The organism is Amycolatopsis thailandensis, assembly GCF_002234405.1.
GTDB classification, from domain to species: domain Bacteria; phylum Actinomycetota; class Actinomycetes; order Mycobacteriales; family Pseudonocardiaceae; genus Amycolatopsis; species Amycolatopsis thailandensis.
On sequence record NZ_NMQT01000147.1, the window covers coordinates 37,737 to 53,241 of the forward strand.

Sequence of the window (15,505 nt, forward strand, 5' to 3'; positions counted from 1 at the left end):
TCAGCGGAACGCGACCAGCCCGGAATAGGTCAGGAATCCATACACAGCGCGCTTGCTTGCTGCCGCAAGTCAACGTGCCGGCGCCACACCAAGGCGACTGGGGATTGCATGGGCGAAATACTCGTGCGAAGCCGTCGGAGTGTCAATCTCGTGATCAAAGAATGGGACATGACACGACAGGGTGAATTTCCCACGATGCGGATGCGCCATTAGGCCGAACGGGTGGCGATTTTCCGAGTACTGGGAATTAGGCCACCTGGCGGCACTACCGCACGTCACAACGGACCAGTAACCTGCTCCCCGCGCTCACGGCAGCGTTACGAGTTCGTTACTCAATCCCGGGAACTCTGGTGCCGACCTGGGTCGTGGGGAGCCGTCGGAGACGGCTTCCACCTGCGCTCGTCGCGCTGGTCCTCACCCTGCGCCTCCCCGCGCCGACCTGCGCTTCCCCGCCCCAGATCGCGATTAGCGGGCTAAACGCAAGTCGGCGCCGGATCGCGATTAGGGGGCTAAACGCAGGTCGGAGGCGGGGTCGCAGAGGGCCTGGCGCTTGAGGGTCGCCAGGGCGTCGTCGATGGGGTGGGAGGTTCCTTCGGCGTCCGGCTTGCGCCAGCGCACGAGGTTCATCGCGGCGGAGAACTGCCGTCCGCTGTCGGCACTGGCCCAGGCCATCGTCAGGGCGCCCCAAACCGTCCCGTCGTGCCCCCAGAAGACGCCGTGACCCGGGATTTCGGTCTTGTACAGACCGAGCCCGTAGTCGATCAGCCGCCCGTCCTGCGCGATGACCGGGACCAGACGCTGCATCTCCGCCAGCGCCGACGGGCTGATGATCTCCCCGTCGAGCAGCTTGCGGTAGAAGCGGTTCAGGTCCTCGACGGTCGAGACCAGGCCGGCGCCGGTCATCACCCAGGACATGTTGTAGACGCTGTAGTCGCGCGGCGGATCGATCGCGCCGAACAGCGCTTCGTACATCCGCGAGTGCGCTCCGACGATTGGCGGGCCGGCGGGAAAACCGGTGTTCGCGAGGCCCGCGGGCTCGATGATGGTACGGGAGATGTGCTCTTCCGCTGGTGTGCCGGTCAGGTGTTCCAGGAGCTCGCCCAAGAGCAGGTAGTTCGTGTTGGAGTAGATCCCGGGAGTGCTTCCCGGCTCCCCGGTGGCGGGCGCGTCGACGCCCATCGCGATCAGCTCGGTGGGGCGGGACCGCCGGAACCGGTTGTCGTCGAGGCTCCCGGGAGCGAGCTCCTTGAGCGACGGGAACGCGTAAGGCAGGTACTCGGCGAGGCCGCTGGTGTGGTTGAGCAACATGCGGATCGTGATCGCCCGGCCCCGTTCACCGGGGACAAGCCGCGGCAGGTGGTCGCCGATCGGCGCGTCGAGATCGAGCCGCCCCGCCTCGACCTGCCGCAGAACCGCGGCCGAGACGAAGGTCTTGGTGATGCTGCCGACGCGCTGCCGCATACCGATCTCGACGGGGCGACCGGTTTCGAGGTCGGCGACCCCGGCGGCCCCGCGCCAGACCAGCTCACCCGCGCGCACCTCGGCGAACACACCCGGCACCCCCGCCCCGTGGACACCGTCCAAGGCGGACCGCAGGCTCTTCATGGCCGAGTTCTCTTCTGTCACCAGTGATTCCATATCGACCATCTTTTCGACCGCCGACCTCGGGATCGCCCGCCATCCGTCGCGCATCCAGGCGGATACCGCACCGATCGTCGGCCTCCCCCGCCGCCGGCCCCAGATCGCGTTTAGCCCGCTAAACGCAGGTCCGCGCCAGATCGCGATTAGCGGGCTAAACGCAGGTCGGCGCCGGATCGCGATTAGCGGGCTAAACGCAGGTCGGCGGGGAGAGGTGACGGGCAGGGAAAAAGCCCCCGGTCCGGGAAGGACCGGGGGCTTTCTTGAGGTGGGGTGGTTGTTATTCGGACGGTTGGCGACGGCGGCGGGCGCCGAAGATCAGTGCCCCGCCGAGGCCCAGCGCGGCGAGCGCGAGCGCGCCGAGCCAGATCACGTCGGCACCGGTGCTGGCCAGCCCCGAGCCACCTTGGCCGCCACCGCTGCCCTGCCCGGCGGGAGCGCCGGTCGTCGGAGCCGGAGTTCCCGGCTCACCGCAGTTCGCGGGCTGCGTGGGCACGGTGGGCGCGGGCGCCTCGCCGGGCTCGGCCTCGAACCGTACCGGCCAGGGCTTGTCCTCCGGCCCGACGACATGGATCGGCCTCGGGTTCTCGTCCTTGATCCGCCATCCCTGAGGCGTCAGCAGATACAGCCGGTACTCCGGCCCCGGCGCCACCTTGCGGAACTCGAAACGTCCTTCGGCGTCGGTCGTCCGCTCGCCGATGACGGGACAGTCCCCATCGGAGACGAGCACGACCTTGACCCCGCTGACGCCCTTCGGCTCACCCTGACCGGCCGGCTGGACCACGTCACCGGCGACGGTGGCGAGAGCACCCGGCACGGCCGCCTGACCATGGGCGTACGCGTGACCGTCGAGGTCGACATCGCGATAGCCGAAGTCGCAGCTCACCGTGACCAGGCCGCGGTTGGCGGTGGCATCCGGCACCTTCTCGGACACGTCGATCGCGCGCGTCTCGCCGGGCGCGATCGTCACCCCGTTCGCCAGGTAGCCGAGTTCGCCCCAACCAGCCCCGCCTTTCAGCGCGTAGTCGGCTCCGAAGCGGTCACAACCGGAGACGATGCCCGTGAGCGGGAGCGGACCCGAGTTGGTCAGGGTCACGGCGACGTGGGCGAGATCGCCAGGCTTGTAGCTGTCCTGGGTGAAGGCCATCGACGCTTTCAGCGCCCCGTTCAGCGGCGGCGCTCCTCGGACGAGCAGGTCCTTCGAATCCGGCCCGATCCGCACGAACTCGAACGGGAAATGCCAGCCCTTGATTTCCTCGCCGCCGAGGTAGTACCTGGCTGCCGGGACGTCGCCGAAGTCGATCTTCCCGGCCGTGTCGCTCGTGGCCTCGAACTTGGCGGATCCGTTGGCGTACTTCAGGGTGAGGGCGATGCCGGACAGCTGTTCGCCGTCGTCGGCGCGGCCGTTGCCGTTCTTGTCGCCGAACACGACGCCCGCCGCGTGCCCGGAGACCTTGACGATGGCGACGGACTCCTGGAATTCCCCGCTGCCGGCACCGGTCTCGTCCTGCACGTAGCCGCGGACGACCGCTTTGCCCGAGGTGAGGTCTTGAATCTGCCCGGAGACCTTGACCTCGTAGGTCTCTCCGGCCTCGAGCTTCTTGCCTGACTTGGTGCGTTCCAGTTCTCCCCACCCGGGATCGAACGAGACCGACAGGTCGGACGGATCGCTGATGAACTGGAAGACCTTCAGGCCGTTCGCGGCGGTGGTGCCGGTGTTCTTGACCTTGAAGGTGAAGGTGACGTTCTCGTCGGTCCGGAATTCGCTCTTGTCGAAGACGACCGACGATACGAGCTGCGGCCGCTCGGCCTGCGGCTTCGGCGCCGCGGGCGTCGAACTCTCGACCGGTGGCGCGCTGGACGGCGGGGCCGCGGAACTCGCCGGAGCCTCGGACGTCGCCGGCGCACTCGATGCCGGTGACGAAGGTGCCGGATCCGCTCCGGCGGGCGCGGCGAACGCGCCCGTCAATGCCGCGGCCGCGGCGAAGGTCGCGAGATAGACCGCCCCAGTGCGAAAGCTCGATCTACCGCTTGGTGATTTGTTCACGCAGAGTCACCCCTGATTACCCAGATGGAAATGCGCATAGCCCCCGAACCGCGTAGAACCGGATCACCCTATCGGGATTCGTGAAAAGCCAGAACCTATTTCGAGTGGTATCGGCAAAGAGAAAGCCCCCGGCGTGGAACCGGGGGCTTTCTCTTTCATGGTCGCTGCTTACTCGACAGGCCTGCGACGGCGGCGGGCACCGAACATCAGTGCCCCTCCGAGGCCCAGCGCGGCCAGCGCCAGCGCACCGAGCCAGAGCACGTCGGCTCCGGTGCTGGCCAGCCCCGATCCGCCCTGTCCGCCGCCGGAACCCTGCTCTCCGCCCGGCGCGCCGGGTACCGGAGTGGTGGTTCCGGGCTTGCCACAGGTCGAAGGCTGGGCGGGCACGGCGGGGAGCGGAGCCTCACCCTTCTCCGCTTCGACGAACGTCCGACCGGCGTTGTCCTCCGGGCCCACGACCAGAATCGACGTCGGATTGTCGTACTTGATCCGCCAGCCCTGAGGGGGCAGGAAGTACAAGCTGTAGTCCGGCCCAGGCGCTACCTTGCGGAACTCGAAGTGTCCTTTCTCATCGGTCGTCGTCTCACCCGCTACAGGGCAGTCACCCTTGGAGACGAGTATGACCTTGACGCCGGAAAGGCCCTCTCGGGGCTTGTCCGGGCCGGCGTTGTGCACGACGTCCCCGATGACGGAGGCGACACCACCCGGCACCGCCGCCCTGGCATGGGCCGTGGCGTGGTTGTCGATGTCGACCTCGCCATACCCGAAGTCACACTCCACCCCGACGTAGCCGACGTTGAGCGAAGCGTCCGGCACCTTCTCCGACACATCGAACGTCCGCGTCTGTCCCGGAGCGATGGTGGCGCCGTCCGTGTCGGAGTCGAGTTCTCCCCACCCGGACCTGCCGTTGAAGGCGTGGTCGGCACCCGCGCGATTGCACGCGGCCACGATGCCGGTGAGCGGGATCGTTCCGGAGTTAGTCAGCGTCACGGTGACATGCGCGGTCTCACCAGGCTGATAGGTGTCCTTGGCGAAGGCCAGCGACGCTTTCAACGCGCCGTTCAACGGCGGCGAACCGCGAAGAAGCAAGTTCTTCTCACCGGGCTCGATCTTGACGAGCTTGGCGGGGAACAACCAGCCCTTGATCACCTCACCGCCGAAGCGATACTCGGCCGCGGGGACGTCACCGAACTCGATTCGGCCGTCCGCGTCGCTCGTGGCGGTGAATTTGGTGGGGCCATTGTTGTAGTGCAGCGTGAGGGTTACGCCGTCCAGCTTTTCCCCGTCGTCGAGCGTGCCGCTGCCGTTCTTGTCGCCGTAGACGACACCCGTCACGCGGCCGGTCTCTTTGGTGATCTTCGTGGTACCGGAGAACCGACCGACCATGAAGCTGCTGTCGTCGAAGATGATTCCCTGAACGACGGCGGAGGCGTTCTCGAGGTCTTTGACCTTCCCGGTGACCGGGAGCTCGAAGCTCTCGCCCGGCTTGAGGTTCTTTTTCTCCCGGCCGAGCACGAGCGGTCCCCAGCCCGGTTCGTAGGGGACCACCAAATCGGTCGGCTCACTGAACGACTGGGAAACCCAGATTCCGGTCGAGTCGACGGTGCCGACATTCTTGATCTTGAAAGTGAATCGGACGTCCTCGTCGGTCCGATACGACGGCTTGTCGAAGACGACCGACGCCTCGATGTTCGCTCGCTCGGCCTGCGGTTTCGGCGCCGCGGGAGCCGAGCTTTCCGCAGGCGGAACGCTGGGCGAGGGAGCCGTGGAACTCTCCGGTGCTTCGGACGTCGCCGGTGCGGTGGAAACAGGAGCCGAAGGCTCCGGATCCGCTAAGGCCGGTGTGGCGAAAACGCCGGTCAATGCCGCCATGGCGGCGAAATAGACAACCCCGGTACGCGCGATCGATCTCGCGCCAGGTCTTTTGCTCACGCAGAGTCTCCCCAGATAACCCATTGGAATGCGCACAGCCCCCGAACCGCGTGGAACCCGATCACCTTAACCGGATTCGCGAGGGACCCACACCTATTTCGGTTACCGGGGTCGAATCGGAACATTCAGGGAAACGGGAAAGGCCCCCGCCGGATCGGCGGGGGCCCTTCTCGTCGTTATCGCTTCGGTCAGCGGAAGTCGCGGCCGAAGTCGTAGTCGTCCAGCGGCACCGCGGCACCAGGGGTGGAGCCGAAGACATCCGGGGTGTAGTAGCCGTCGTCGTAGGACGGGATCGCGTAAGCGGCGACCCGCGCCTCCTCGGTCGGCTGCACCTGGATGTTGCGGTACTTGTTGATCCCGGTACCGGCCGGGATCAGCTTACCGATGATCACGTTCTCCTTGAGGCCCACGAGCTTGTCCGAACGGCCGTTGATGGCCGCGTCGGTCAGGACACGCGTGGTCTCCTGGAACGAGGCCGCCGACAGCCACGAGTCCGTGGTCAGCGAGGCCTTCGTGATCCCCATCAGCACCGGGCGACCCGAGGCGGGCTCGCCACCTTCGGCGACCGACGCGCGGTTCTTCGCCTCGAACTTGGTCCGCTCGGGCAGCTCGCCCGGGAGGAAGTCCGTGGCACCGGAGTCGATGATCGTCACGCGGCGCAGCATCTGCCGCACGATGACCTCGATGTGCTTGTCGTGGATCGACACACCCTGCGCCCGGTACACCTTCTGGACCTCGTCCACCAGGTGCATCTGCGCCTCGCGCGGCCCCATGACCCGCAGGACCTCGTGCGGGTCCGGCGTGCCTTCGAGCAGCTGCTGACCGACGGCGACACGGTCACCGTCGCCCAGCGGGCCGTTCGGGGTGTTCGCGAGCCGCTGACGCTTGGACAGCTTGTCGAAGACGATCTCTTCGCTGCCGTCGTCCGGGATCAGCGTGATCTTCCAGAACCGCTCGCTCTCCTCGATGCGCACACGGCCATCGACGTCGGCGATCGGCGCCTTGCCCTTCGGGACCCGGGCTTCGAACAGCTCCTGGACACGGGGCAGACCGGTCGTGATGTCGTCACCGGCGACACCACCCTGGTGGAACGTACGCATCGTCAGCTGCGTACCCGGCTCACCGATCGACTGGGCCGCGACGATACCCACGGCCTCGCCGACGTCGACGAGCTGACCGGTCGCCATGGACCGGCCGTAGCAGGTGGCGCAGATACCGACGGCCGACTCACAGGTGAGGACCGAACGGACCTTGACCTTGGAGATCCCGCTCGAGATGAGCTTGTCCAGGGCCGGGTCGCCGATGTCGTCGCCGGCGTTGAGCACGACGTTGCCCTTGGCGTCGACCGCGTCGGTCGCCAGGTTCCGCGCGTACACGGCCGTCTCGACGTGCTGGTCGCGCAGGACCTTGCCGTCGCCGACGTCCTGCCCGATCGGCATGTTGATACCGCGGGTGGTGCCACAGTCGATCTCGCGGACGATGACGTCCTGCGACACGTCCACCAGACGACGGGTCAGGTAACCCGAGTCGGCGGTACGGAGCGCCGTGTCCGCCAGACCCTTACGGGCACCGTGCGTCGCGATGAAGTACTCCGCCACCGACAGGCCTTCACGGAAGTTGGCCTTGATCGGACGCGGGATGTACTCACCCTTCGGGTTCGACACCAGGCCACGCATACCGGCCAGCGACCGGACCTGCGTCATGTTGCCCGCCGCGCCCGACTTCACGATCATCGCGATCGGGTTGTCGTCCGGTAGCGCCGTCTCCATGATCTTGTGGACCTCTTCGGTGGCCTGCGTCCACACCTTGACGAGCTCGTTGTTGCGCTCGGTGTGCGACAGCTGACCACGCTGGTACCGCTTCTCGACCTGGTCGGCCTTGCCTTCGTACTCGTCCAGAATGGCCTTCTTGCCTGCCGGGACGAGCACGTCGGAGATCGCGACCGTGACACCCGAGCGGGTCGCCCAGTAGAAACCGGCGTCCTTCAGGCGGTCCAGGGTCTGCGCGACCTGGGTCATCGAGTAGCGCTCGGCGAGGTCGTTCACGATCAGGGCCTGACGCTTCTTCGGCATCGGCTCGTTGATGAACGGGTAGTCCGCCGGCAGCAGCTCGTTGAACAGCACGCGGCCCAGGGTGGTCTCGGCCAGCCAAGCCTTGCCCGGCTCCCAGCCCTTCTCCGCGAGCGCCGCTTCGTCGGCCTTGGCGGGCTGACGGTCGGTGATGCGGATCTTGATCGGGGCGTGCAGGCTCAGCGCCTTGCGGTCGAACGCCATGATCGCCTCGGCCGGCGAGGAGTAGGCGAAGCCCGCTCCGTCGGCCTTCTCGTTCAGGCGGGTCAGGTGGAACAGACCGGTCACCATGTCCAGACGCGGCATGGCGAGCGGGCGGCCCGACGCCGGCGAAAGGATGTTGTTCGCCGACAGCATCAGGATGCGGGCCTCGGCCTGCGCCTCCGCGGACAGCGGGAGGTGCACGGCCATCTGGTCACCGTCGAAGTCCGCGTTGAACGCTTCACAGACCAGCGGGTGCAGCTGGATGGCCTTGCCTTCGACCAGCTGCGGCTCGAAGGCCTGGATACCGAGGCGGTGCAGGGTCGGCGCACGGTTCAGCATCACCGGGTGGCCGGTGATGACCTCTTCGAGCACGTCCCACACCTGCGGCCGCGAGCGTTCCACCATCCGCTTGGCGGACTTGATGTTCTGCGCGTGGTTCAGGTCGACCAGCCGCTTCATGACGAACGGCTTGAACAGCTCGAGCGCCATGTCCTTCGGCAGACCGCACTGGTGCAGCTTCAGCTGCGGGCCGACGATGATGACCGAACGGCCGGAGTAGTCGACACGCTTGCCGAGCAGGTTCTGACGGAACCGGCCCTGCTTGCCCTTGAGCAGGTCGGACAGCGACTTCAGCGGGCGGTTACCGGGACCGGTGACCGGGCGGCCGCGGCGGCCGTTGTCGAACAGCGCGTCGACGGCCTCCTGCAGCATCCGCTTCTCGTTGTTGACGATGATCTCGGGCGCGCCGAGGTCGATCAGCCGCTTCAACCGGTTGTTCCGGTTGATGACCCGGCGGTAGAGGTCGTTCAGGTCGGAGGTGGCGAACCGGCCACCGTCGAGCTGGACCATCGGGCGCAGGTCCGGCGGGATCACCGGGACGGCGTCGAGCACCATGCCGCGCGGGTCGTTGCCGGTGGCCTGGAAGGCCGCGACGACCTTGAGCCGCTTCAGCGCGCGGAGCTTCTTCTGCCCCTTGCCGTTGCGGATGGTGTCGCGCAGGTTGTCGGCCTCGGCCGCGACGTCGAACTCGGTGGCCAGCTTCTGGATGGCCTCCGCGCCCATGCCGCCGGTGAAGTACTCGCCGTACCGGTCGATGAGCTCGCGGTAGAGCAGCTCGTCGGCGATCAGCTGACGCACGTCGAGCTTGGTGAAGGTCGTCCAGACCTCCTCGAGACGGTCCAGCTCGCGACCGGCGCGGTCACGCAGCTGACGCATCTCGCGCTCGCCGCCTTCCTTGACCTTGCGGCGGACGTCGGACTTGGCGCCCTCCGCCTCCAGCTCGGCCAGGTCGGCTTCCAGCTTCTGCGCCCGTGCCTCGATGTCCGCGTCACGCTTGGTCTCGAGGTTCTTGCGCTCGACGCCGATCTCGTTCTCGAGGGTCGGCAGGTCGTTGTGCCGCAGCTCGGTGTTCACACCGGTGATCACGTAGGCCGCGAAGTAGATGATCTTCTCGAGGTCCTTCGGCGCCAGGTCGAGCAGGTAGCCCAGGCGGGAGGGAACACCCTTGAAGTACCAGATGTGGGTGACGGGGGCGGCCAGCTCGATGTGGCCCATCCGCTCACGGCGCACCTTGGCGCGGGTGACCTCGACGCCACAGCGCTCGCAGATGATGCCCTTGAAGCGGACCCGCTTGTACTTACCGCAGTAGCACTCCCAGTCCCGGGTCGGGCCGAAGATCTTCTCGCAGAAGAGGCCGTCCTTCTCGGGCTTGAGCGTCCGGTAGTTGATGGTCTCCGGCTTCTTCACCTCGCCGAAGGACCACTGACGAATGTCGTCGGCGGTGGCGAGGCCGATGCGGAGCTCATCGAAGAAGTTGACGTCCAGCACGTCTTTACATCCCCTTGGGGTTGATGCGACTAGAGGAGTTGGCGAGTGGAGGCGGGAGCCCGACGGACTCCCGCCTCATCGCGGTCAGTGCACGACGTCGTCCACCGAGGGCGACTCGTTGCGGGACAGGTTGATGCCGAGGTTCGCCGCGGCACGCTCGAGGTCCTCGTCGTCGGAGTCGCGCATCTCGATCGCGGCGCCGTCGCTGGACAGCACCTCGACGTTGAGGCAGAGCGACTGGAGCTCCTTCAGGAGCACCTTGAACGACTCGGGGATACCCGGCTCGGGGATGTTCTCCCCCTTGACGATGGCCTCGTACACCTTGACGCGGCCGACCACGTCGTCCGACTTGATCGTCAGGAGCTCCTGCAGGGTGTATGCGGCGCCGTACGCCTGCATCGCCCAGCACTCCATCTCGCCGAACCGCTGGCCACCGAACTGCGCCTTACCACCCAGCGGCTGCTGCGTGATCATCGAGTACGGGCCGGTGGACCGGGCGTGGATCTTGTCGTCGACAAGGTGGTGCAGCTTCAGGATGTACATGTAGCCGACCGAGACCGGGTACGGGTACGGCTCGCCGGAGCGGCCGTCGAGCAGCGTGGCCTTGCCGTTCTGCTTGACCATGCGCTCGCCGTCGCGGTTCGGCTTGGTCGCCGCGAGCAGCCCGGTGAGCTCCTCTTCCTTGGCGCCGTCGAACACCGGGGTGGCGGTGTTCGTGCCGGGGTCGACGTCGTAGAGCTCCTCGTTGAGGTTCTTCGCCCACTCCGGGTTGCCCTCGATCTTCCACCCCTGCGACGCCAGCCAGCCCAGGTGAAGCTCCAGGACCTGGCCGATGTTCATACGACGCGGGACACCGTGGGTGTTCAGGATGATGTCGACGGGCGTGCCGTCCTCCATGAACGGCATGTCCTCGGCGGGGAGGATCTTGCCGATGACACCCTTGTTCCCGTGGCGGCCGGCGAGCTTGTCGCCCGGCTGGATCTTCCTCTTCTGGGCCACGTAGACGCGGACCAGTTCGTTGACGCCCGGGGGCAGCTCGTCGTCGTCCTCGCGCGAGAACACGCGGATGCCGATGACCTTGCCGGTCTCGCCGTGCGGCACCTTCAGCGAGGTGTCGCGGACCTCACGGGCCTTCTCGCCGAAGATCGCGCGGAGCAGGCGCTCTTCCGGGGTCAGCTCGGTCTCGCCCTTGGGCGTGACCTTGCCGACCAGGATGTCGCCGTCGCGGACCTCGGCACCGATGCGGATGATGCCGCGCTCGTCGAGGTCGGCGAGGACCTCCTCGGAGACGTTCGGGATGTCCCGGGTGATCTCCTCGGCGCCCAGCTTGGTGTCGCGGGCGTCGATCTCGTGCTCCTCGATGTGGATCGACGTGAGCACGTCGTCCTGCACCAGGCGCTCGGAGAGGATGATCGCGTCCTCGTAGTTGTGGCCCTCCCACGGCATGACCGCGACGAGCAGGTTCTTGCCGAGCGCCATCTCACCGTTCTCGGTGGACGGGCCGTCGGCGATGACCTGACCCTGCTCGACCCGGTCACCCTCGTTGACGATCGGGCGGTGGTTGAAGCAGGTGCCGTGGTTCGAGCGGCGGAACTTGTACAGTCCGTAGCTCTTCCGCGTGCCGTCGTCGTGCATGATCGTGATCAGGTCGGCCGAGAGCTCCTCGACCACGCCGGCCTGCTCGGCGACGAGCACGTCACCGGCGTCCACCGCGGCACGCAGCTCCACGCCGGTACCGACCAGCGGGGCCGAGTTGCGCAGCAGCGGAACGGCCTGACGCTGCATGTTCGCGCCCATGAGCGCGCGGTTCGCGTCGTCGTGCTCGAGGAACGGGATCATCGCCGTCGCGACCGAGACCATCTGTCGCGGCGAGACGTCCATGTAGTCCACGTCGAGCGGGTCGATCAGCTCGACCTCGCCGCCCTTCTTGCGGACCAGGACGCGGTCTTCGACGAAGGTGCCGTCGTCCGAGATCGGCGCGTTCGCCTGCGCCTTCACGTAACGGTCTTCCTCGTCCGCGGTGAGGTAGTCGACCTGGTCGGTGACGCGACCCTCGACGACCTTGCGGTACGGGGTCTCGATGAAACCGAACGGGTTGACCCGCGCGTACGAGCAGAGCGAACCGATCAGGCCGATGTTCGGGCCTTCCGGCGTCTCGATCGGGCACATGCGGCCGTAGTGCGACGGGTGGACGTCACGGACCTCCATGCCGGCGCGCTCACGCGACAGACCACCCGGGCCGAGGGCGGACAGACGACGCTTGTGCGTCAGCCCCGACAGCGGGTTGTTCTGGTCCATGAACTGCGACAGCTGCGAAGTACCGAAGAACTCCTTGATCGCCGCCACGACGGGACGGATGTTGATCAGGGTCTGCGGCGTGATCGCCTCGACGTCCTGGGTGGTCATCCGCTCGCGGACGACGCGCTCCATCCGGGACAGACCCACGCGGATCTGGTTCTGGATGAGCTCGCCGACGGTGCGGAGACGACGGTTGCCGAAGTGGTCGATGTCGTCGGTCTCGACCGGGATGGTCTGGTCGCCGACGGTCGCCTTGTCCTCGCCCGCGTGCAGGCGGACCAGGTACTCGATCGTCGAGACGATGTCCTCTTCGGTCAGCGTCCCGGTGTCGTACGGCGTGGTCAGGCCGAGCTTCTTGTTCAGCTTGTACCGGCCGACCTTGGCCAGGTCGTAGCGCTTCGGCTTGAAGAACAGGTTCTCCAGCAGCGTCTGCGCGCTCTCCTTGGTGGGCGGTTCGCCCGGGCGCAGCTTGCGGTAGATGTCGAGCAGCGCCTCGTCGGTGCCGGCGGTGTGGTCCTTCTCGAGGGTGGCGAGCAGCGTCTCGGAGAAGGAGAAGCGCTCGCGGATCGCCTCGGTGGTCCAGCCGAGCGCCTTCAGCAGCACGGTGACCGGCTGGCGGCGCTTGCGGTCGATGCGGACGCCGACGGTGTCGCGCTTGTCGACGTCGAACTCGAGCCAGGCACCCCGGCTCGGGATGACGCGGACGTTGAAGACGTCCTTGTCCGTGGTCTTGTCGACGCTGGTGTCGAAGTACACACCAGGCGAACGGACCAGCTGGGACACGACGACACGCTCGGTGCCGTTGATGACGAAGGTGCCCTTGTCGGTCATCACCGGGAAGTCGCCCATGAAGACCGTCTGGCTCTTGATCTCGCCGGTGTTGTTGTTCACGAACTCGGCGGTCACGAACAGCGGGGCCGCGTACGTCATGTCCTTGTCCTTGCACTCCTCGACGGAGGCCTTGACCTCGTCGAAGCGCGGGTCGGAGAAGGACAGCGACATGGATCCGGAGAAGTCTTCGATCGGCGAGATCTCGTTGAGGACCTCTTCCAGGCCGCCGACCGGGTTTTCTTCACCTTCTTCGACGCGGCGTTCGAACCACGCCTCGTCGCCGGTGAACCATTCGAATGACCTGATCTGCACGTCGAGCAGGTTCGGGGTGCTGAGCGGCTCGCGAATCTTTGCGAAGGAGACCCGTTTGGGGGCTCCCGGGATTCCCGTGGACTCCGAGCGAGATACAGCCGAGGTGGTCGCAGCAGTGGCCTGGTTCGCGGGAGAGACTGCCAAGATGCGTCCTTCCGGGGACAATGAGCGGTGAGCAGCCGCGTCAGCAACAGCTGAAGCGGACTGTCAAGGGTGCCGTGTGCCCACTATCCTAACTACCGGCTCCGGGCAGCCTGAAAGAGGGCAGCGCAAAGAAGCAGTCTAGCCCGAACGTCGCGGTCTGTCCAGGGGGCGCTCCCGATGGGGCCCAGCCTGCATCGCAACGTCTTCAGGTATGCCTCTCCTGGCTTCCCCGGGCCGTCCCTCCCGCAAGGGCACCGCCGGTTCTCACCGTTGCCAGTAAGCGTGACCCCACAGGGGCTCTGAGTCAAGATGCCGCGCGGTGGTCCCGCCGGTTGGCGCAGCGTCGAAGTAGGTCCGCACAGGGTGCTTCACAGGACGATCATCCTGGTTACCGCCCGGTACCCGCAGGTGACGGCACCGAGGCGCCGACCTGCGTTTAGCGGGCTAAACGCGATCCGGACGGCGGGGCGCCCTGGAGAGTCACCGGGTCGGGGCGGGGGCGTTCGGGGTGGTTCGGGGCTTGTGGCGGCTGTGACCGGTGGGTCGGCTGGGGTGGCGCACAGGGAGGCCCTCAGATCGCGATTAGGGGGCTAAAGTCGATCCGGCCGCCGCTGCGAGACTGGAGGCATGAACGAGCAGGGGCCCGAGTCCGACGCGCCGCCGATGCCCGCGGCTGTTCTGCCCACCGAGGCCGAGCTGCGGGTCGCCGCGGAGCAGAGCACCGTCCTGAAGGACCTCCGCCGCTACGTCGCCGCTTTGGGCAAGCCTGACGAACCGGACAACGCGCTGATCCCCCGCTGGGCCGAGGCTTGCGGGCTGGTCCGTGTCGTCGACGGAGCGCACGTAGCCGTCGAGGAGAACGCGAACCTCCTCGACAGCCCTGTCGAGCTCTGGGAGCGGGCGTATCTGACGATCGGCGAAACCGGTCATGTCTTCGCCGTCGAGGACGACGACGTGCCTCCTGGTTTCGACCTGATGCTTCCCCGGCTGGTCTCGACGATCGCTTTCACGCTCTACGGATCGGGTCCGACCCCGGTTCCCGTCGACCTCCTCCCCGAGGTCTTGACGGCGATGCTCGGCCTCGAGCGCAGCGAGTCGACGCGTCACGCGGTGGCGGTCACGCTGGACCTCCTGGAACGGCTCGGCGCCCTCCATCAGGGCGTCGCGGATCCGGCCGAACTCGCGTCGGTCACCAAGGTCACGGGCGATCCCAGCCCGTCGCCGGCGATGATCTGGCTCACCCCGATCGCCGTGTGGGCGATCAACCGGGAACTCCGCGCGGCCGGAGTGAACGCGCCGGTCGTCGGTGAATCCGCGGATGAGAGTCTCGACAGCCTGTGTTCGGGCCTCGTCGGCAGCGCGGCGGCGATCATGGACGCCGAACTGAAGGCCTGGGCCCGGCGCCGATCGCCCTCCGCCACGATCGAGGAAGCGAGTGAGTTCCTCCGGACCACGAAGCGTCCCGAGGGGCGGCTGTTCGCCCTGGTCGTGCTCGGGGCCACCGGCGAGCCCGGTGTCGAAGCCGCAGCCGAAGTCCGCGCCGAGGGCGGCGTGCCCGGCGCGGTCGCCGCGATGTGGCTGTCCGAGCAGGGAGCGGTCCGGCGCGAAACGATCACCCGCGACGAAGTCGCCATCGGCATGACCGACCACTTCGCGGCCATGCACGTGCTCGGCTCGTTCGTCCATCAGCTCGCCGACCTGGAGGACGGCTTCGACGTGGTCGATCTGCTGACGTCCTCCGGTCACCCGGCCACCCGCGAACTCCTGGACGTGGTCGGCGCGAAGCATCCGGACCGGGCGATGGCCAAGAAGGCACGGACCGCGAGCTTCAAGCTCCGTTCGAGCGGCCGCTGAGCTCCTGGCCAGGGCCCCCGGCACTTCGCGTTTAGCCCGCTAAACGCAGGTCGGCGGGGCGGGAAGCCGTGAAGGCCTCCTTGAGGGACTCTGGGTCCCTCAAGGAGGCCTTCACGGACTTGCGCTGCTAGAAAGCGCTACTTTTCGGCGTCGGGCTTCGGGTCCTCGGTCGCCTTGTCCGCGGCCGAGTCCCGGACGGTGTCCGGAGCCGCCGCGACTTCCGCGTGCGCCTCTTCCTTGGGCGTCTCGCCGTCGGCCGCGGCCTTCGCCTCGCCATCGGCGGACTCGCCGGATTCCCCGGGCTCGCCTTCCCGGGGGACGCCCTTGCTCCACAGCGTTTCCGGCGCTT

6 protein-coding genes and 1 pseudogene are annotated in these 15,505 nt (G+C 67.1%); 1 reads left to right on the top strand and 6 read right to left on the bottom strand.

Annotated elements, in window-relative coordinates:
- Positions 1-501: 501 nt before the first annotated feature.
- The 5 genes from CFP71_RS36595 to rpoB all read right to left on the bottom strand — a co-directional run bounded on the left by CFP71_RS36595 (position 502) and on the right by rpoB (position 13,302).
- Positions 502-1,626: a serine hydrolase domain-containing protein gene (locus CFP71_RS36595; protein WP_244199969.1), complete on the bottom strand. Its 1,125-nt coding sequence runs from the start codon at positions 1,624-1,626 to the stop codon at positions 502-504.
- Positions 1,627-1,918: 292 nt separating this feature from the next.
- Positions 1,919-3,685 carry a CARDB domain-containing protein gene (locus tag CFP71_RS36600; RefSeq protein ID WP_244199970.1) on the bottom strand — a complete coding sequence of 589 codons (1,767 nt, stop codon included), beginning with the start codon at positions 3,683-3,685 and terminating at the stop codon, positions 1,919-1,921.
- A 168-nt stretch (positions 3,686-3,853) separates the two neighbouring features.
- The gene (locus tag CFP71_RS36605; protein ID WP_244199971.1) at positions 3,854-5,617 is read right to left on the bottom strand and encodes an SdrD B-like domain-containing protein; all 1,764 of its coding nucleotides are present in this window, start codon (positions 5,615-5,617) and stop codon (positions 3,854-3,856) included.
- A gap of 188 nt (positions 5,618-5,805) precedes the next feature.
- Positions 5,806-9,717, bottom strand: a complete 3,912-nt coding sequence (locus CFP71_RS36610; RefSeq protein WP_093938492.1) for a DNA-directed RNA polymerase subunit beta' — start codon at positions 9,715-9,717, stop codon at positions 5,806-5,808.
- An 84-nt stretch (positions 9,718-9,801) separates the two neighbouring features.
- On the bottom strand, positions 9,802-13,302 hold the full coding sequence (rpoB, locus tag CFP71_RS36615; protein WP_093938493.1) for a DNA-directed RNA polymerase subunit beta: 3,501 nt from the start codon (positions 13,300-13,302) through the stop codon (positions 9,802-9,804).
- Between the two features lie 627 nt (positions 13,303-13,929).
- Between rpoB and CFP71_RS36620 the strand changes: the two genes are divergently transcribed.
- Positions 13,930-15,156, top strand: coding sequence for a hypothetical protein (locus CFP71_RS36620; protein WP_093938494.1), 1,227 nt, complete (start codon positions 13,930-13,932; stop codon positions 15,154-15,156).
- Positions 15,157-15,293: 137 nt separating this feature from the next.
- Here CFP71_RS36620 and CFP71_RS36625 read toward each other — a convergent pair.
- A pseudogene (locus CFP71_RS36625) lies at positions 15,294-15,505 on the bottom strand (prolipoprotein diacylglyceryl transferase); the annotation flags it as partial.